Source organism: Geodermatophilus tzadiensis (assembly GCF_003002915.1).
Lineage (GTDB): Bacteria > Actinomycetota > Actinomycetes > Mycobacteriales > Geodermatophilaceae > Geodermatophilus > Geodermatophilus tzadiensis.
On the sequence record NZ_PVTG01000021.1, the window covers coordinates 42,252 to 59,911 of the forward strand.

Below are 17,660 nucleotides of genomic sequence, written 5' to 3' on the forward strand. Positions count from 1 at the left end.
GACTCTGGAGCGGGGAACCCGTGCTTTCGTACATGGCCGAGAAGCCGACTGAAGCCAGTTCTGCGATGCGGCGCTGGAGGCTCATCCTCCTCGGCCTGGTGCTGCTCCTCGGCGTGGCGGCGTGCGCGCATCCGGTCGAGGGAGTCGCGGCCCCTGCCCACCAGCCCTCTCGTGCGTCCTCGGTCTTGGATCCTGACGGAGCCGAGAGGGACATCGCCGCGCAGTTCGAGGACACCTTCGGTGTCGCCTCCGAGATCTCCTGCACCCAGCGGATGCACGTCATCACCGGCGCTCAGTACGAGTGCACCGGACGTACAGACGATGGCGAAGGCCTGACGATCAGGGTCGTCATCACCGACGCGGTATCGGCGTCGTACACCTGGGAGATCGTGTGATGTCGCGGGCCCCTCACAGGCCGGTGATTGCGGCATCCGATGGGTCGTCAGCATCGGTCGGCCGAAGCAGACGTCGCTCCTCATGACCTGACTACGCTGTAGTCAAGGCAAGTCCGAGGTCCGTGCGTCTGTCCGACGACGTCCTCCACCGCCTTGCCGACCTGGCCGGGCGGCGCGGTGTGTCGGTGTCGTCGCCATCGAGCACCTCCTGGACGAGGCGCTGCGTCGCGAAGCCCAGCTGGGCATCACCTTCCGTGACGGTCCCAGCGGTCGGCGGGCCGGGCTGGTCGCCGGGCCGGACGTCGACGAGGTGATCCGCACGCTCCGGACCGTCCAGAAGGAGCGTCCCGCGGACGTCGTCGCGACGGTCGCCGGGATGACGTCGCTGTCCCCGACGCAGGTGGCGGCAGCCGTCGCCTACTACGCCGACCACCGGGACGAGGTCGACGCGCGGATCGCGGCGCACGAGCGGGCGGTGAAGGAGGCGGAGGCGACCTGGCGTCGCCAGCAGGAGGTCCTGGCCGGTCCCGGCCGGTGAGTCTGCTGCTCGACGAGATGTACCCGCGCAGGCTCGCGGAGCAACTGCGGGCCGCCGGCCACGACGTCGTCGCCGTCGTCGAGGTCCCGGACCTCGTCGGTCGGGAGGACGCCGAGGTGACGCGCTGGGCCCGCGAGACCGGGCGCGTCGTCGTCACCGAGAACGTCGTCGACTACGCGCCGCTGGACCTCGACGCACACGCCGGCCTGCTGCTGGTCCACGGGCGCCGTTAGTCGCGCGTCTGACCCGAAGGGGTGAGGAGCTCTCGGCGGGGTCGGTGACGGTCCACCGGCCAGAGTGCGATGGCAAGGCGGCGAGTCCCCACCACGCCGCCTACACCGTCGACCTCGTCGTGCCCCGGGTTCTGGTCGGACCGGGCGAGCCCGACGGATGCCGTGACAGGCGTGCCGGCCGGTCGGCGGGTGTCGGGGGCATCAGCTGATCGTCGACACCGGGCAGCGCACCCCCGGAGCGCGGGCCAACCTGCGGTCGCCGGTGACCAGGGTGGCCTCCAGGAACTCGGCCAGGGCGACGTAGACGCCGTCGTAGGCGGTGACCGAGTCGCGCAGCTGCAGTGCCCGGTCGAGCAACGGGTCGTGGCCGTGGCGGACCACGGGCAGCTCCCGCAGCACGTCCACGGCGTCCCGAGCGGCGGTCGCGCTGAGCCGCCCGCCCAGCACGTGCCGCCGGACGGCAGAGAGCACCTCGACGTCGAGGAGGTGGGGAGCGTGCGCCTCGTCCCCGAGCATGAGGTCTCGGGCCTCCTGCCCGCCCTGACCGCTGTCGAGGAGCGCCACCACCACCGTCGAGGCGTCGACGACGATCACCGGCCGTCGCGGTCGGCCCGGATGTCCTCGACCACCTCGTCCACCGGGAGCGGGATCCGCAGCGCGGCGGCGCGGGCGAAGGCCTCAGCCATGGGCGAGCGTTCACCGACGCGACGCAGCTCCCGCAGCACGTATTCCGACAGGGACATGCCGGCGGCCGCTGCGCGGCGGCGGAGCTCCTCGTGCAGGTCGTCGGGCACGTTGCGCACCTGGAGCATCTTGCCCATGAGGAAAGGCTACATGCGATTCGCATGCGTCGATCTAGTGCTCGGGGTGATCACGCGCCGGATGTCGGGTCGTGCTGCCGATCTGCGGGCACACCCGTGTCGATGACCATCCGGCACGTGCCGGACGAGACGCATGACGAGCTCGCGGCTCGAGCAGCGGGTCGGGGCGACCGGGAGCCGGCTGGCGGCCGAGGAGGTCCTCGAGCTCCACGACCACGACCGCCGGTGACGATCGTCGTCGACTCCTCCGCGGTGGTGGCCCTGCTGCTCGGCGAGTGCCGTCAGTTCCCGTTCCCTGCCAGCCGGTCCCGCTCGGCGATGAGCTGACGACGGCGGGCCGCCGTCAGGTAGGCCGGTGACTCCAGGGCGAGCTCGCCGGGGTGGTGCGGGTCGACCCCGATCGCCGCCAGCACCGGCCGGCTGCGGGTCGAGACCGAGCCCACCCCGAACCAGCTCAGCAGCTCCTGCGCCTGGATGCCGTGCGGGTACAGGCTCCGGTTGGCCCGCGCGACGAGCCACACGATGGCGGCGGCTGCGGTCTCGACCCGGCCCCGGCGGCGGAAGACGGTCGGATCCCCGGCCGCCACTGCGGCCAGGAGCCGGCGGGCCGCCGTCCGGTGCTCGACGTCGCACAGCGCGTCGCAGCACCGGTCGACCAGCTTCCGGACCTCACCCACCCGCTGCCGCACGTCCGCGGGCACCGCGTCCTCCCGGAACGGTTCGTCCGGGAGCGGGGCGTCGTCGAGCTCCTCGAGCGCCCGCGCGCCGCCCACCGCGCGGCGCAGCTCGTCCAGCACCACTGAGTCGAGGTACTCCTCGACGTCGAGGACGCCCATCGCGGCCAGCAGCGCCTCGGGACCCTGCGGCCGCGACGAGCGGATCGCCGCCTGGTACTCCGGCTCCCACTCGTCGACAGCAGCCACGGTCTGCTCGGTCAGCCTGGGCCGGATGCCGCGCTCGGCGTGGCTGAACCGGATGAGCGCGCGGAGCACGGCGGGTGCCTTCCTCAGGTGGGCGAAGTCGGCGACGATCTTCCGCGGGATCCAGTCGGCCAGCACGATCTCCACGGCTGCCGGGCTCCAGTGCAGCGGGTCGCCCGAGCCGTAGTCGCAGCCGTACCAGAGCAGGTGGTCCACGAGTGCCCGGGAGTCGGCGTCGTCCAGTCCGGCGGCGAACGGCGAGGCCAGGAAGCGCCCGGCGAGTGCCTGTCTCTCGACGTCGCTCCACTCCGGCCGCTCGTAGCCGCGGCCACCGGCCGGCAGCAGCCCGGCCGCCCACTCCACCAGCGGACGGCAGGCCGGCCACGTGTCGCTCTCCGGCGGCGGGAACAGCAGGGCGCCGTGCTCCACCGCCTCGGTGACCCGGGCCCGGGCGTCGGCCGCGTCGAGCTCGGTGAACACGACGTCCGGGTCCTCCGCGTCGCCGCGCATGAGCTCGACGAGGTCCGGGAGGGCGCCGGGCACGACGAAGCCGTCCGTCGCCACCGTGCCCAGGTTGTGGTCGACGGAGACGGCGGCCGACAGCTCCGCGCAGCCGGGCAGCACCACGCCGCACACCAGGCTCTCGCCGTCCCCCAGCACGTCCGCCATCCGCAGGACGGTGTCGTGCGCCCGTGCCTGGTCCAGCTCGGCGAGCCAGTGGGGGAGCACGTGTCCACGCGCGGCGACCTCCCGGCGGACCCGCGAGCGCAGGACGTCGTCCCCGGTCAGGGCGGCGATCGCCGTCAGCAGGGCCGACGTCGCACGCTGCGGGACCTCGAAGAAGGTCGCGACGATCTCCTCGCGCGGAGGCAGCCGGAGGTCGTCCCGCTTCCTAGGCAGTCGGCGCTCGCGAGGGTCGGTCGCGGCCAGAAACGCGCTCGTGAGCGCGAGCAGGTCGAGCGGTTCGCCGGTGTCGAGGGCCCCGGTGACCTCGTCGACCAGGTCCGGACTGCGCCGGTCGGCACGATCGGCCCGGTCCCGTCCGCGGCGCGGTCCCGACGGCGGCCGCCTGCGGTGCTGGCGCTTCGCCACCCGGACGACGCTAGTGACTCCCGAGCCGGTTCGAGGCGGCCGTCAGCTCCTGTGGATACGGGTGCTCCTCCGGAAGGTGGGGAAGGCGGATCGGGCACATCAGTCGAGGTCGTCGATCGGCGTCCGGGCGACGTGCTCGGCGAGTGCGTCCAGGTCGTCGCCACCGGGATCGTCGGCGAGGATGGCCGCATCCCGAGCCGCTGCCTGACGGCGCTGTTCCCGACGGGGTGTCTGACCGACTACAGGACGATGGGGCTCGCGGCCGATCACGTCAGCCCGGGGAGGTTGACCACGATCGCCTCCTGGCTGCTGCGCGCGATGACGACCACGGCCTCCTCGTCGGTCGGGTTCTCCTCGCGGTGCGGGGTGTGCGGCGGCACGAAGATGTAGTCGCCGGGCCCGGTGGCCAGCCGCACCTCCTCGTCGTCCTGCGCGAAGACGAACACCGGGTGGCCGCGCAGCACGTGGATGGCGGTCTCGGAGTCGCCGTGGTGGTGGTCGCCGGACGACGTCCGCGGCGCGACGTGCGTCTGCCCCATCCACACGCGCTGCGAGCCGACCGTCTTGGCCGAGATCGCCTCCCGCCGGGACATGCCGCTCGTCTGGCCGGTGTCCCCGCTGAGTTCGTCGGCCCGGATGTGCCGCAGTGGCTGGTGCCAGCCGTCGGCCTGCTGTTCGGTCATGACCTCAGCCGACCGCGCGCCGAGGCCGTGCGTCAAGGCGCCGGTGAGCACATCGGTCCCGCGATGGGACGGGTGTGACGACCGGGTCCTGACCGGGGACGGGACTGCCGATGAGCCAGGGGAGCGGCGGTCAGACCCCCGTCGTTCGGGGGAGTGGCTCTCGCATGGCTGGACGACGACGGCTGCAGGACCGCCTCGCGGTCCTCGGTGGCGCGCGGCCCGACCTGCTCGAGGCGGCGCCGGGCGCGCGGCCGAAGTTCGCCGCGCTGGGCGGCGTCCTGCTCAGCACCGGCGGCCTCGCCGTCGCCTCGGCGGCCTTCGCGCTGCACATGGCCCTCGGCGTGTGGTGGCCCTTCGCGCTGGTACTCGGCCTCGGCTGGGGTGCCGTCGTGGTCAACCTCGACCGGATGCTGCTCGTCGGCATGGCGCACGACGCCTCGCTCAAGCGGAACCTCGCCCTCGCCGTCCCGCGCGTGGGGCTGGCGCTGATCCTCGGCGTCGTCGTCGCCACCCCGCTGACGCTGCAGGTGTTCCACAAGGAGATCGACGCCGAGATCACCGTCATGCAGGCCGAGGCGGCCGACGCCTACCGGCAGTCGCTGGAGTCCGACGCGCGCTTCGCCGGCCTCGACGAGCTGCAGGAGAAGGTCACGCAGGAACAGGACGTCGTCGCCACCGGCGGTCAGTCCGACCCCGCGCTGGTGGCCGTGCAGGCCGACGTCACCGCCAAGCAGGCCGCCTACGACGCCGCGCTGACCACCCAGCGCGACCTCGAGGCCCGCGCCCAGTGCGAGCTCGACGGCACCTGCGGCACCGGCGACGCCGGCACCGGCGAGGCCTACGTCCAGGCGCGCGCCGCCGCCGACGCGCAGGCCGCCGTCGTCACCAGCGCCCGCGGCGAGCTGGACGCCGCCCTCGACGCCGCCGACGGGGCCGAGTCGCGCAGCGCCGACCTGGCTGCCGCCGCGCTGGCCACCGACTCCGCCGAGCTGGCCCGGCTCACCGCCGAGCTCGACCGGCTGCAGGCCGCCTTCGACGCCACCAACGAGGGCTCCGGCGGCATCCTGCTGCGGCTGGAGGCGCTCGACCGGCTCAGCGACCGCAACGCCACCCTGGCCGCGGCGAAGTTCATGCTCTCGCTGCTGTTCATGTGCGTGGAGATCCTGCCGGTGCTCATGAAGGTGCTGCTCAACTTCGGCCCGCCGACCGCCTACGACGAGCTCGCCGCCCTGCGCGACCGCAGCGACATCGACATCGAGGAGCTGCAGCAGCAGTCGCGGCGCACCGTGGCCGAGGCCAAGGAGGAGCTGCTCGTCATGGCCGAGGAGGAGCGCCTCGACCGGCAGAAGGCCGCCATCCGCGCCCGCCGGCTCGCCGCGCTGGCGCAGGCCCAGCTCGACGCGGAGGAGGCCGCGCGTCCTACGTCGCAGCCGGCGCCGCCGGTCGAGGAGCCCGGCAGCATCTGGGACACCGGCCCGATCCGGCTCGCCCGCTCGGCAGCGCGGACGGTCCGCACCGCGCGCCGCCGTCCGAGCGATCGCGTCGCGGTCTGACACGGGACGTCGGTATCACGGCGGTATCATCACGCCGTGGCGATGACGCTCCGCACCGATGAGGAACTCGACAGGGCGCTCACCGCGCTCGCGGAGGCCGAGGGCACGTCCCGGCAGGAGGTCATCCGGCGCGCTGTCCTCGAGCGCTACGCACGCAGCGGCCACTCCGCCCGGGTGACCGAGAGCGCCGAGCGGCTGGCGAGCCGGTGGAGTGACGTCCTCCACCGGCTCGGCACCGTGTGACGGAGGTCGAGTACCTCGACCTGGAGGACCTCCTCCTGCTCGTGCGGGTCCTCGGCGCGGGCCCGGTGGCCGACGTCGGGCTGCTCGACTCCTCCGCCGGCAGACCGCGCGCCCAGGCGTTCGGCCAGGACGCCTACCCGACGCTCCCGCTCAAGGCGGCGGCCCTCCTGCACTCACTGGCCAAGAACCACCCGCTGGTCGACGGGAACAAGAGACTGGCCTGGCTCGCCGCGGTGGTGTTCCTCGACGTCAACGGGCACGCGCCGGACCTGGACGACGACGCCGCCTTCGCTCTGGTTATGGACGTCTCGGCGTGCTCCGTGCCCGTCGAGGACATCGCCGAGCGGTTGCGGGTCACGACGCGCTGACCGACTCGCGGGCCGAACGCCTCTGGAGGCGAGTGGGTCCGGCTGCCACGGTCCTCCCGCAGACTGCGGGGTCGGGATGTCCAGGAGGAGTCATGACCACTCCCGCCGAACTGGTCGAACGGGCGCGGCAGCGGTGGCACGCCGGGGACCTGCCCGGCTACCTCGAGGTGTACGCCGAGGACGTCCGGTACCACGGCCCGGAACCCCAGCCGATGGACAAGACCGCCGTGGCCGCGTTCTACGAGCAGTTCTGGTCGGCCCTGGGGGCGCCGGGCCGCCCGAACCCGCAGTTCGACATCCACGAGCGGCTCACGGACGGCGACCTGTTCAGCTGCCGGTTCGTCGTGACCGGCGAGCACCGCGGCGAGTTCATGGGTGTGCCCGCCACGGGCCGGCCCTACGTGCTGGAGGGCATCACGATCATGCGGTTCCGCGGCGACCAGGTGGTCGAGCGCTGGACGACCGCCGACCTCCTCGGCCTCATGGTGCAACTGGGCGCTGTCCCGGCTCCCGCCTCAGCCTGACAGCAGCCCGGCGTCCACCGTCCGGTACCGAGGAGCGCTGAGGCGCCGGCCGTCGCGGTCCGACCGTATTCTCGCGGCGGTCCGAGCGACCGCGGCCGTCACGGTGGTCCGGCCCCGCCGGCTCGTGTGACACTCCGCGCCGGAGGCGGCTCGCAGGGTGGGTCGGCCCCGTGCTCGACGGCCCGCTCCGGACGATGAGGGCTCGCTGTGGTTGACACCGGCAAGGACGCAGTGCCCCGACCTCCCGACGGTGCGCAGGCCCTCGACGACGCCCTGCGTGACCTCGCCGCCGTCGACAACCTGCTCCTCGCCTCGCGGCGGTTCGAGAGCATCGTCGTGGCACTGCTCCGGGCCGAGGGTGGCGGCGCCGCGGCGCCCGAGGCGCAGGTGCCGTCGTCCACCAGCCGGGGGCGCTCCCGGTTCGATGCCGTGATCACGGGGGGCGTGGCGGGTCTGCCAGGGCCCGTGGCGGTGGACGTCCGGTACTTCGCCCGGCCCGGGAGGCGACTGGTCGCCCGCCGGCTGCGCGAGCGACTGCGCGACCTGGTGCTCGAGGGCGCGGTCGTCGACGCGCGCACGGTCCTCGTCGTGCAGAACGCCCCCGTGGACGACGACCTGCGAGCGGTGCTCGAGTCGGAGCGGCGGACCCTCGACGCGGCGCTGCAGGACGCGCCCACGATCGCCGTCTGGGGCATCGACGAGTTGCGGACGCTGGCGGACGAGCACCCGTCCGCCCTGCTGGACGCCGACCGGCGAGCGCCCCTGCGGGCGACCGCGTCGAGCCTCCCGACCGCGACGACCGACCTCGCCCACACGGCTGCACGGGAGCAGAGCCTGGCCGACCTGCAGGCGGTCTACGCCTCGGAGGGCATCTCGCTGTTCCTCGGCGCCGGCGCATCGGTCGAGTTCGGACTGCCGTCCTGGTCGCAGATCATCGCCGACCTCTACCGCAGCGCACTGGAGGAGGAGCTCGGGAGTTCGCTGTCCCGGGAGGAGCTCGCCCACCTGCAGCGGCTGACCGTGCGCCTCAGCAGCGACTCCCCGCTGCAGGCGGCCCGCGCGGTCCAGCGGGCGCTGGCCCAGCAGGGGAAGGGGTTCGAGGAGCGGCTGTCCTCGGTCCTGTACCGGGACGTCGGGGCGGACGGCGGCCGGCCTCTGCTGTGGGCCATCTCGGACCTCTGCATGGCGACCCGACGCGGGTCCCGGGTGCACTCCGTCGTCACCTACAACTTCGACGACCTGCTGGAGGAGAACCTCGCCACCCGGCGGGTCAAGGCGCTGTCGGTGTTCGAGGCCAGCGCGGCGCCCCGCGCCGACGAGCTGCCGGTCTACCACGTGCACGGCCTGCTGCCGCGGGACCCGGCGAACACCGGTAGACCCGCCCGGGAGCCGGTCGTCTTCGCCGAGCAGCAGTACCACGCGCTCTACACCGACCCGTACCACTGGACCAACATCGTCCAGCTCAACGCCATCCGTGAGCACACGTGCGTGTTCATCGGGCTGTCCATGACCGATCCGAACCTCCGGCGGCTCCTGGAGATCGGGTCGCGGAGCAGTGAGACCGTCCGGCACTACGCCTTCATGAAGCGGCGCACGGTTCCGGACCTGCTCCGGGAGGACGAGACGCTGCAGGAGGTGCCGGCAGCGACCCTCGGCTCCTTCCTGGCCTGGCACCACGGGCTGGCCGAGGAGGTGCTGCGGGACCTCGGGGTGCAGATCGTCTGGTTCGACGACTACGGCCAGATCCGGGACGCCATCCAGGGCCTCGCCGATCTCTGAACCGGGTCGGAGCTCCCCTACACGGTCCAGTCGGTGTAGTTGGCGAAGTGCGTGGCGACGCCGTCGGACATGCGCCAGACGTGAGCGCACGGGGCGTCGAGGGTCCGGCCCTCGCTGTCCCTGCCCACGAAGCGGCCGGTCACCACGATCTGGTCACCGGCGTCCAGAAACTGGTCCGTCTCGAGGCCCACCACACCCGGGCCGCCCCAGTACTGCGCGAACGACGTCCACACGTCGTTGACCACGCTGTCGCGGCCGTGCCAGGTCCCGCTGTACGGCATGCCCACGCCGTGCTCGACCCACTCGACGTCCGGGGCCAGGACCTTGCTGGCAGCCGCGAAGTCCCCCTGGCTGAACGCCTCGTAGGCCTCCCGCAGCGCGGCCACGTCCGACTGGGACATCGCGGTTCCCCCTCCGCCGAGCACCCGGGCCGTGCGGTCACGGCCCCGTGAGCGGGGAAGGTAGTGAGCGTCTCCCCGGCCGGGGTAGGGACCGAGGTCCCGGAGCCCGCTGCCCGTGGCGATCGCGTGATCAGCCGGACCGCGCGGCCAGCCGCTCCAGCGCCGCGGTGAAGCTGTCGTTCCACAGCCCGAGGTAGGGCCAGCGCTCGGCCACGTGCGCCGTCGCCTCGGCCGGCGTCATGCCCTGCTCGCGCACCAGCCAGGCACGCAGCACCAGCCCGGTGCGTGACGCCCCGCCGTGGCAGTGCACGAGCACCCGGTGGCCCTCGGCGTGCAGCGCGGCGAGGTCGTCGAGCACGTCGGCCAGCACGACGTCGACGTCCACGTTGTGGTTGTTGTCGGTCAGGTAGGCCATCCGGTGCAGCGTGTGCGGGAACGGCTCGGCCAGCCGGCACAGGCTGATGACGGCGAAGTCCTCCTCGCTCCAGCGCGCGCCGTCGAGGTTGCCCGCCCAGATCCCCGGCAGCACCTCCGCCGGCCCAACCTTCGGGATCACGCCGGTCTCCGCCTGGAAGAACTCCTTGCCGTCGAGGTCGGCGGCCAGCCGCAGCAGGTCGGCCAGCCGCTCCACCCGGTCGCCGTGCCCGGGGACGCGGCCGTGCACCACCGAGGCCCACCGCATCGGGATGCCGCCCATCCCGTACACCGCCCCGGCCAGCCCGCCGGCCACGCACGCCCCCGTGTCGGTGTCCCCGCCCAGGTCGACCACCAGCCGCAGCACCTCGGCGAAGTCACGCCCGTGCCGCAGCGCCCACAGCGCCTGCCCGAGCGTCGGCCACACCGCACCGTTCGACTCGGTGGCCCTCGACGGCTCCCAGTCCGGCGCCAGCACGGTCGCCCACCGCTCGCGCTCCGAAGAGGCGACCAGCTCCAGAGCTGCGGGGACGGCGGCCAGCGGGTCGCCGCCGTCGAGCGCCACCCGCAGCAGCTCGTGGAACACCGCGCACCCCTCACCCGCGGCCGGGTCCCCGTGGGTCAGCGCCGAGATGCGCCGGGCGGCGTCCACCGTGGCCGCGGTGCCGAACCGGGAGAACCAGATCGCCGCCGGCGTGGTCCGCATCAGCGAGCCGTTGCCCGCCGCCCGCCCGGTGCGCGCGAAGTGCTCGGCCGCCGCGCGGTCCCACGGCAGCCCGGAGTCGAACACCACCCGGGTCTGCACGCCGATGTCCGGCGGGCCGGCCGCCGCCCAGGTCGCGAACCGGTCGAACAGGTCGGCCTCGTCCAGACCGCCGCGCTCGACCAGCGACCGCGCCACCAGCAGCGCCATCTGCGTGTCGTCGGTGAACTCACCCGGCTCCCAGTCCAGGGACCCGCCGCCGCACATCTCGGTCGCCGACCCCCGGGCGGGCGTGGGGAAGCGCGCCGAGAACGCCCCGGGCGGGCCGAACTCGAACGGCGCGCCCAGCGCGTCCCCCACGGCCGACCCGACCAGGGCCCCGGCCACCCGGTGCGAGCGGTGCAGTCCAGCGGTCACGCACGCATCCTCCCTCCGGCGCGGGACGCCCCGATCCCGGCGCCCGCATGAGACCGTCCCGTCTCGATGTACCGCACCGACGGCTCCCTGGTCCTGAGCCCCACCGACCTGACCCGCCACCAGGCCTGCGCCCACCTCACGACGCTCGATCTCGCCGTCGCCGACGGCCGGCTCGCGCCGCTCGCGGAGGGCCCGGGCGACCACGCCGAGCTCATCGCCGACCTCGGCACCGAGCACGAGCTGCGCTACCTCGACGCGATGGAGGCCGAGGGGCGCAGCGTCGTGCGCATCCCCGTCCGCCTGGACGCGCGCGGCCGCCGGGAGGCCGAGGCGCTCACCCTGCAGGCGATGCGCGCCGGCGTCGACGTCGTCCACCAGGCGCAGTTCACCGACGGCACGTGGGCCGGCGCCGCCGACTTCCTCCTCAAGGTGCCCACCCCGTCGGCGCTGGGGGAGTGGTCCTACGAGGTCGCCGACGCCAAGCTCGCCCGCCGCGTCAAGGTGCCCGCGCTGCTGCAGATGGCCACCTACGCCGAGCGGCTCGCCGTCCTCCAGGGCCGGCAGCCCGACCGCGTCTGTGTGGTCACCGGCGACGGCGTCGCCCACCCGTGGCGGCTGGTCGACGTCGCCGCCTACGCCCGCCGCGCCCGCGCGAAGCTGACCGCCTTCGTCGCCGACCCCCCGGCCACCGAGCCGGTCCCCACCCCCTACTGCAGCCAGTGCACCTGGAAGCCGCGCTGCGACGGCGAACTGCTCGCGGCCGACGACCTGAGCCTCGTCGCCGGCATGCGCGCCGACACCCGCGCCGCCCTGCGCACCGCCGGCATCACCACCCTCGAGCAGCTCGCCGCCGCCGACGACGCGACGCTGAAGGCCGCCCGCATCGGCGCGGCCACCCGCACCCGCGTCCAGGAGCAGGCCCGCGAGCAGCTGCGCGAGCGCACCACCGGCGTCCCCACCCGCACCCTGCTCCCGCCGGCCAAGAACACCGGCCTGCTCCGGCTGCCCGAACCCAGCCACGGCGACCTCTACCTCGACTTCGAGGGCGATCCGCACTCCGCCGACGGCGCCGGGCTGGAGTACCTCGCCGGCATCGGACGGCGCGACGGCAGCTTCACCGCGCTGTGGGCCCACGACCCCGCCGCCGAGAAGCAGATGGTCGCCGACCTGATCGACCTGATCCGGGCGGCCTGGCACGCCGACCGGGGCATGCACGTCTACCACTACGCCGCCTACGAGGTCAGCGCGCTCAAGCGGCTCACCGGCTGCTACGGCGTCCGCGAGGCCGAGCTCGACGAGCTGCTGCGCGCCGAGCGGTTCGTCGACCTCTATCCGGTCGTCAAGCAGTCGATGCGGATCAGCAAGGGCTCCTACTCGATCAAGAAGGTCGAGGCGTTCTACGGCCGGCAGCACACCGGCGACGTCGCCGACGCGATGGGCAGCGTCATCGCCTACGAGAAGTGGCTCGCCGACCGCGACCCCCAGCGGCTCGTGGACATCGAGCTCTACAACAAGGACGACGTCGACTCCACCCGCGAGCTGCACGACTGGCTGGAGACGCAGCGCGAGGAGCTGGAGCGCGAGTTCGGCGGCCAGGACCGCCCGCTCGTCTCGGAGACGACCGGCCCGGCCGAGCGGTCGGAAGCCGAGCTCGCCGAGCTGGCGCTGGTCGGCCGGCTGCAGGAGGCCGGGCACGACCTGCTCGCCGACCTCGTCCAGTGGCACCGCCGCGAGGCCCGCCCCGGCTGGTGGGAGTTCTTCAGCCGCAAGGACCTCGACGACGCCGCCCTGGTCGAGGACGGCACGGTGCTCGGCGGACTGTCGGCGCCGGTCGAGGTCGGCACCGAGAAGCGGTCGAAGCTCTACGCGCTCGGCTTCCCGACGCAGGACACCAAGCTGTCGGTGGGGTCCAAGGTGGTCGACGTCGACACCCGCGTCCGGGTCGGCGAGATCCGCGAGCTGGACGCCGTCGCCGGCCGCGTCGTCGTGAAGTCGACCAAGGAGCCCGCGCCGCGGGCGCTCGGTCCGGAGGGGCCGATCGACGACAAGGGCATGCGGGGGGCGATCGCGGCCACCGCCGAGGCCGTGCTGACCGGCAAGCCCTGTCTCGGGCAGGCGCTGCTGGAGCGGCGGGTGCCGGCCGACTGCCGCCGCCGTCCCGACGAGCAGGCCGGCGACGCCGTCGTCCGCATCGGACTCGCGCTCGACGGCGAGGTGCTCGCCGTCCAGGGCCCGCCCGGCAGCGGCAAGACGCGGGCGGCCTCGCACCTGATCCGCGCGCTGCTCGACGCCGGCAAGAAGGTCGGCGTCACGGCCACCTCGCACGCCGTGATCGGCAACGTGCTGTCGGCGGTCGGGCGGCCCGCGCTGCAGAAGTGCGACGAGAAGCAGGCCTGCGGCGCGCCCGGCGTGGAGTGGTCGAGGGACGGCAAGGAGGTCGCCTCGCGGCTGCTCGACGGCGACGTGTCGCTGGTCGGCGGGACGGCGTGGTTCTGGACGCAGCCCGACCTCGCCGAGGCCGTCGACGTGCTCGTCGTCGACGAGGCCGGGCAGTTCTCGCTGGCCAACGCCGTCGCGGTGGCGCGGTCCGCGCGGTCGCTGGTGCTGCTGGGCGACCCGCAGCAGCTCGCCCAGCCGTCGCAGGGCGTCCACCCCGGCGACTCCGGGCTCTCGGCGCTCGAGCACCTGCTGGAGGGCCACCCGACGGTGCCGGAGGGCCGCGGCGTCTTCCTCGACACGACCTACCGCATGCACCCGGCGCTGACCGCGTTCGTGTCCGACCTGGCGTACGAGGGCCGGCTGGAGTCGGCGCCGCTGCGGGAGCGGATCACCGTGCGGCCGGGCGGGCTGGTGTCCGGCAGCGGCCTGGCGGTGCGGTCGGTGTCCCACACGGTGTCGGCGTCGGCGGCGTCCCGGGAGGAGGCGGCCGAGGTCGCCGCCGTCTGGCGGTCGCTGCAGGGCGTCGGCTGGGTGGACGCCGAGGGCGCCGAGCGGCCGATCGGGCCGGATGACGTGCTCGTCGTCGCGCCGTACAACAACCAGGTGGCGCTGATCCGCTCGCTGCTGCCCGACGGCGCGCGGGTGGGCACCGTCGACCGGTTCCAGGGCCAGGAGGCGCCGGTGGTCGTGTACTCGACGACCTCGACGTCGGCCGACGACGCCCCGCGCGGGGTGTCGTTCCTCTACGACCTCAACCGGCTCAACGTCGCGGTCTCCCGGGCCAAGGCGCTGGCGGTGGTGGTGATGAGCCCGCTGCTGCTCGACGCCCAGGTGCGGACGCCGGAGCAGCTGCGCCAGGTCAACGCGCTGTGCCGGCTCGCGGAGATGGCGGGTGCCTGACACCGCCGGGCTCGCCGCCCTGGTCGGGGTGGCACCCGACGTGCTGGTGCGGGCGCTCGGCGCCGGCTGGACCGAGGTGCGCGGGCCGGAGCACGAGCGGTGGTTCGTGAGCGGGGAGCCGGCGCAGGTGGCGGTCGGCTGGGACGGGTTCGGCTTCACGCTGGCCCGTCCCGAGCCGCGGTGGGCCGGCAACGACCTGGTGTGGGAGTTCGCGGCCGACCGCCGGTTCTCCTCCGACGAGGTGCTGTACGAGCGGGCGGAGCTGGCCGAGGCGGCGGAGGAGGTGGCCCGCCGGCGACGGCGGACGTTCCGCTGGTGCCCGGTGTGCCGGCAGGTCAGCGGCCGCGAGCACGTGCACGACAACACCGGCCTGTGCACGGGCTGCGCGGCCGAGCACCTCGGCGTCCGGTACTGAGGACGGGGCGGCGGAGGGTCCCGGCGGGATCGCTCGGCGCGTAGGCTCCGCGCCTCACACGGGGGCCACGAAGACGCCGTAGGCGCCCCGTGCGTCCCGCTGAGTCGCCGCGGAGCCTCCTCATGGCCGACCCCACCACCAGCCCCGCCCCTGCCGACCGGCACCGGCACGCGCACCGCCCGGCGCGCCGGCGCCCCCGCGGCCCGCTGCTGCTGGCCACAGTCGGCGCCCTGGTCGTCGTCGCGGTGGCCATCGCGCTGCTCGTCGCCTCGGGGGAGCAGGACGACGACGCGGCCGCCGCCGACCGGGCCGCGCAGACCCCGGTGGCGAGCACGTCCCCGACCGTCCCGACCGCGCCGGCGCCCGCGCTGGCCGCGACCGCCGCGGAGGTGGCACCCACGCCGGAGGTCCCGCCCGAGTTCGCCACCGCGATGCAGCAGATCGGCATCCCGCTGGACCCGCACACGGGCTGGGTGCTCGCCGACGGCATCTGCGTCCGGCTGGCGCAGCCGGAGTACGACCAGTTCCGGATGTCGGAGGGAGTGGAGCGGATGTTCCCCTCCGTGTCCGACGACCAGGCGCACGACTTCGTGGCCATGGTGGCCGAGTCGGTCTGCTCCGCGTGAACCCGGCGGGTGCTCCCCGCGCCGACGTCGTCCGGCCGCAGTGCCTCACGACGGTGGCTGGGCGCCGACCACCTGGGCGACCACCGCGGCCGCCGCGTGACCCGACCGGACGGCGTCCAGCAGGGGCAGCCCGGCCCGCCAGCCGGTCAGCACGCCGGCCGCGAACGCGTCCCCGCAGCCGGTCGTGTCGCGCAGCCGTCCCTCCGGCAGCGGCTCGACCGGCACCTGCCGGACACCCGCCGCCGTGACCACCCGGGTCGGGCGCACGCCGTCGTGCACCAGCACCAGGGGCGGCGCCCAGGCCGGCCGTGCGCCGTCCAGGCCCAGGACGGCGGCCTCGTCGGCGTTGCCGCACAGCAGGTCCGGCCGCAGCCGGTGAGCAGGTCGACGTAGGCCCCGATCCCGTGGGCGGCGATCCGGGTCGCGGCGGCGACGTCCACGCTGACCGGCACCCCGCGCCCGTGCGCCGCCGACGCGACGGCCCGCAGTGCGCCGGGGAAGCGCAGCAGGTCGTAGCCGTCCAGGTGGACGACGGCCGCGTCGGCGACCCACGGGTCGCGGACGTCGGAGGGCTCCAGCCCGCCCTCCCCGCGGTCGCTCAGCAGCGTGCGCTCGCCGCCGGGGTGCACCAGCACCGTCGACAGCGGCGCCCGGCCGCGGCGCACCACCGCCACCTCGACACCCCGCGCGGCGAGCCCGGCCAGCAGCCCGTCGGCGGGCGGGTCGGCGCCGGCCCAGCCCGCCAGCCGCGTCGGCGCCCCGAGGCGGGCCACGCCGGCCGTGACGTTGGCCGGGGCGCCGCCCGCCGTCGTCGTCCGCACGACGCGCTGCTGGCCGCCGACGACCAGGGGAGCCGACAGCTCGAGCACCTGGTCGGCGACCAGCTTGCCCACCGCCACGACCGGTCCCCGCCCGGCCGGGTGCGGCCAGTCCGGGCCCGGGGAGGTCACGGCAGCACGCTAGGCGCTGATCTCCTCGTGCGTGTTCACGCCCGGGATGCGCCGCACCGAGCCCCAGCCGAAGCGGGCCCACACGACCAGCAGGCCCGCGCCGACCAGCGAGCCGAGGGTGTCGCGGAGCAGGTCGCCGTTGGTGTCGTCGTTGCTCTCCGAGAGCTGCGTGCCCCACCAGGCGTCGGACCGCCACTCGTACAGCTCCCACAGCGCGCCGACGGCGATGCCCAGGGCCGCGGTCACCACGGCGATGCCGACGTAGTGCCGCACGTGCGTCTCGTCGCGGGGGTCGGGGACGACGTCCAGCCGGGCCAGTGCGATGTAGACGACCGGGGCGGTGAGCATCGGCAGGGTGAAGTGCACCAGGTCGTCGAAGCGGACCCACTGGTCGTAGAGACCGAACGTCTCGCCGAACCCCTGCAGGGCCATGCCCAGGGTCAGCGACAGGTCGTAGAGCCGCGGCAGGTTCACCAGGCGCGCGACGAGCGTGACGCTCCCCAGCACGGCCAGGACCCCTGCCGATCCCCAGTTCCCGGCGGCCGCGTAGGCGACGGCCCCGCCCAGGACCAGCAGCCGGAGGACGTCGATGCCGTCCCGCACGACCGGCGTCCAGTCACCCAGCAGCAGCGTGCGTCGGTCCACGTCGTCGCCCTACCCGTCCCTGCCCGTTCCTGACGCGACGGTGCCCCGGCCGGGAGTCCGGCCGGGGCACCGTGCAGCGGTGTGCGTCAGGCGACGCGGCGCGCGCCCTGGTAGCTCGGCATGGAGTCCAGGCTCACCACGGCCACCGGCTTGCCGGCGGTCGAGGCGTGCACCATCTGGCCGTTGCCGATGTACATGCCGACGTGCGAGACCGGGCTGTAGAAGAACACCAGGTCACCGGGCTTGAGGTCGGCCTTCGCCACGGCGGTGCCGAAGGTCGACTGGGCCTTCGACGTGCGCGGGACGGTGACACCCGCCGCCTTGTAGGCGAAGCTGGTCAGGCCCGAGCAGTCGAAGGAGTTCGGACCGGTGGCGCCGTAGACGTAGGGGTCGCCGACCTGGGCCAGCGCGGTGTCGACGGCCGTCTGGGCCGCGCTGTTGGGCGCAGCGGCCGGCGCGGCGGCCACGGTCCCACCGGTGACACCACCCACGGCGGCCGAGGCCGGCACGGGCGCCAGGACGATGCCGGCCCCGGCGACGGCGGCGACGGCGATGCCGCGGAACGAGCGGCGAGCGGTGGACGTGCGTGCAGTCGTCATCG

Annotated in this window: 20 protein-coding genes and 1 pseudogene; 11 read left to right on the forward strand and 10 right to left on the reverse strand. The window is 74.3% G+C overall.

Annotated features, from left to right (window positions below):
* Positions 1 to 32 precede the first annotated feature (32 nt).
* The 3 genes from LY71_RS21275 (at position 33) to LY71_RS21285 (ending at position 1,166) form a co-directional block, all read left to right on the forward strand.
* Positions 33 to 395, forward strand: a complete 363-nt coding sequence (locus LY71_RS21275) for a DUF4333 domain-containing protein (RefSeq protein ID WP_146146205.1) — start codon at positions 33 to 35, stop codon at positions 393 to 395.
* Between the two features lie 310 nt (positions 396 to 705).
* Positions 706 to 933 (forward strand): hypothetical protein, encoded by a 228-nt coding sequence (locus LY71_RS24330; protein ID WP_245888179.1) that lies wholly within the window; start codon positions 706 to 708, stop codon positions 931 to 933.
* On the forward strand, positions 930 to 1,166 hold the full coding sequence (locus LY71_RS21285) for a DUF5615 family PIN-like protein (RefSeq protein WP_170121430.1): 237 nt from the start codon (positions 930 to 932) through the stop codon (positions 1,164 to 1,166). Before LY71_RS24330 ends, LY71_RS21285 begins: the two co-directional genes overlap by 4 nt.
* A gap of 201 nt (positions 1,167 to 1,367) precedes the next feature.
* Here LY71_RS21285 and LY71_RS21290 read toward each other — a convergent pair whose 3' ends face one another.
* The 4 genes from LY71_RS21290 to LY71_RS21310 all read right to left on the reverse strand — a co-directional run bounded on the left by LY71_RS21290 (position 1,368) and on the right by LY71_RS21310 (position 4,682).
* Positions 1,368 to 1,760, reverse strand: a complete 393-nt coding sequence (locus tag LY71_RS21290; RefSeq protein WP_106281562.1) for a type II toxin-antitoxin system VapC family toxin — start codon at positions 1,758 to 1,760, stop codon at positions 1,368 to 1,370.
* Positions 1,757 to 1,987 (reverse strand): FitA-like ribbon-helix-helix domain-containing protein, encoded by a 231-nt coding sequence (locus tag LY71_RS21295; protein WP_245888181.1) that lies wholly within the window; start codon positions 1,985 to 1,987, stop codon positions 1,757 to 1,759. Before LY71_RS21295 ends, LY71_RS21290 begins: the two co-directional genes overlap by 4 nt.
* A gap of 281 nt (positions 1,988 to 2,268) precedes the next feature.
* Positions 2,269 to 3,999, reverse strand: coding sequence for a DUF6398 domain-containing protein (locus tag LY71_RS21300; RefSeq protein ID WP_106281564.1), 1,731 nt, complete (start codon positions 3,997 to 3,999; stop codon positions 2,269 to 2,271).
* Between the two features lie 266 nt (positions 4,000 to 4,265).
* Positions 4,266 to 4,682, reverse strand: coding sequence for a cupin domain-containing protein (locus LY71_RS21310; protein ID WP_106281673.1), 417 nt, complete (start codon positions 4,680 to 4,682; stop codon positions 4,266 to 4,268).
* Positions 4,683 to 4,846: 164 nt separating this feature from the next.
* Between LY71_RS21310 and LY71_RS21315 the strand changes: the two genes are divergently transcribed.
* The 5 genes from LY71_RS21315 (at position 4,847) to LY71_RS21335 (ending at position 9,149) form a co-directional block, all read left to right on the forward strand.
* Positions 4,847 to 6,235 (forward strand): DUF4407 domain-containing protein, encoded by a 1,389-nt coding sequence (locus LY71_RS21315; RefSeq protein WP_106281567.1) that lies wholly within the window; start codon positions 4,847 to 4,849, stop codon positions 6,233 to 6,235.
* 42 nt (positions 6,236 to 6,277) lie between these two features.
* Positions 6,278 to 6,478 (forward strand): ribbon-helix-helix domain-containing protein, encoded by a 201-nt coding sequence (locus LY71_RS21320; protein ID WP_245888190.1) that lies wholly within the window; start codon positions 6,278 to 6,280, stop codon positions 6,476 to 6,478.
* Complete coding sequence (locus LY71_RS21325; RefSeq protein WP_106281571.1) at positions 6,475 to 6,846, forward strand: type II toxin-antitoxin system death-on-curing family toxin; 372 nt, start codon at positions 6,475 to 6,477, stop codon at positions 6,844 to 6,846. Before LY71_RS21320 ends, LY71_RS21325 begins: the two co-directional genes overlap by 4 nt.
* Before the next feature lie 92 nt (positions 6,847 to 6,938).
* Complete coding sequence (locus LY71_RS21330; protein ID WP_106281574.1) at positions 6,939 to 7,370, forward strand: ester cyclase; 432 nt, start codon at positions 6,939 to 6,941, stop codon at positions 7,368 to 7,370.
* Between the two features lie 231 nt (positions 7,371 to 7,601).
* Positions 7,602 to 9,149 (forward strand): SIR2 family protein, encoded by a 1,548-nt coding sequence (locus tag LY71_RS21335; protein ID WP_106281577.1) that lies wholly within the window; start codon positions 7,602 to 7,604, stop codon positions 9,147 to 9,149.
* Between the two features lie 17 nt (positions 9,150 to 9,166).
* Here the strand turns inward: LY71_RS21335 and LY71_RS21340 are convergent, their stop codons facing one another.
* Together LY71_RS21340 and LY71_RS21345 are read right to left on the reverse strand one after the other, a co-directional pair.
* Entirely contained in the window at positions 9,167 to 9,550 is a 384-nt protein-coding gene (locus LY71_RS21340; RefSeq protein WP_106281579.1) for a nuclear transport factor 2 family protein, read from the reverse strand.
* Positions 9,551 to 9,680: 130 nt separating this feature from the next.
* A complete protein-coding gene (locus tag LY71_RS21345; protein WP_106281581.1) occupies positions 9,681 to 11,084 on the reverse strand; it encodes an ADP-ribosylglycohydrolase family protein in 1,404 nt (467 codons plus the stop codon).
* A gap of 66 nt (positions 11,085 to 11,150) precedes the next feature.
* Here LY71_RS21345 and LY71_RS21350 point away from each other — a divergent pair, with 66 nt between their 5' ends.
* The 3 genes from LY71_RS21350 (at position 11,151) to LY71_RS21360 (ending at position 15,464) form a co-directional block, all read left to right on the forward strand.
* Positions 11,151 to 14,423: a TM0106 family RecB-like putative nuclease gene (locus LY71_RS21350; protein WP_106281583.1), complete on the forward strand. Its 3,273-nt coding sequence runs from the start codon at positions 11,151 to 11,153 to the stop codon at positions 14,421 to 14,423.
* The gene (locus LY71_RS21355) at positions 14,416 to 14,838 is read left to right on the forward strand and encodes a hypothetical protein (RefSeq protein ID WP_106281585.1); all 423 of its coding nucleotides are present in this window, start codon (positions 14,416 to 14,418) and stop codon (positions 14,836 to 14,838) included. Before LY71_RS21350 ends, LY71_RS21355 begins: the two co-directional genes overlap by 8 nt.
* Positions 14,839 to 14,960: 122 nt before the next feature.
* Positions 14,961 to 15,464 carry a hypothetical protein gene (locus tag LY71_RS21360; protein ID WP_106281587.1) on the forward strand — a complete coding sequence of 168 codons (504 nt, stop codon included), beginning with the start codon at positions 14,961 to 14,963 and terminating at the stop codon, positions 15,462 to 15,464.
* 45 nt (positions 15,465 to 15,509) lie between these two features.
* On the opposite strand, the gene LY71_RS24585 is transcribed toward LY71_RS21360, so the two are convergent.
* The 4 genes and pseudogenes from LY71_RS24585 to LY71_RS21380 form a co-directional block, all read right to left on the reverse strand.
* Positions 15,510 to 15,836, reverse strand: a complete 327-nt coding sequence (locus LY71_RS24585) for a PfkB family carbohydrate kinase (protein WP_106281676.1) — start codon at positions 15,834 to 15,836, stop codon at positions 15,510 to 15,512.
* Between the two features lie 14 nt (positions 15,837 to 15,850).
* A pseudogene (locus LY71_RS24340) lies at positions 15,851 to 16,414 on the reverse strand (carbohydrate kinase family protein); the annotation flags it as partial.
* A 9-nt stretch (positions 16,415 to 16,423) separates the two neighbouring features.
* Positions 16,424 to 17,059: a DUF2238 domain-containing protein gene (locus tag LY71_RS21375; protein ID WP_106281591.1), complete on the reverse strand. Its 636-nt coding sequence runs from the start codon at positions 17,057 to 17,059 to the stop codon at positions 16,424 to 16,426.
* Positions 17,060 to 17,145: 86 nt separating this feature from the next.
* Entirely contained in the window at positions 17,146 to 17,658 is a 513-nt protein-coding gene (locus LY71_RS21380; RefSeq protein WP_106281593.1) for a C40 family peptidase, read from the reverse strand.
* Positions 17,659 to 17,660 lie beyond the last annotated feature (2 nt).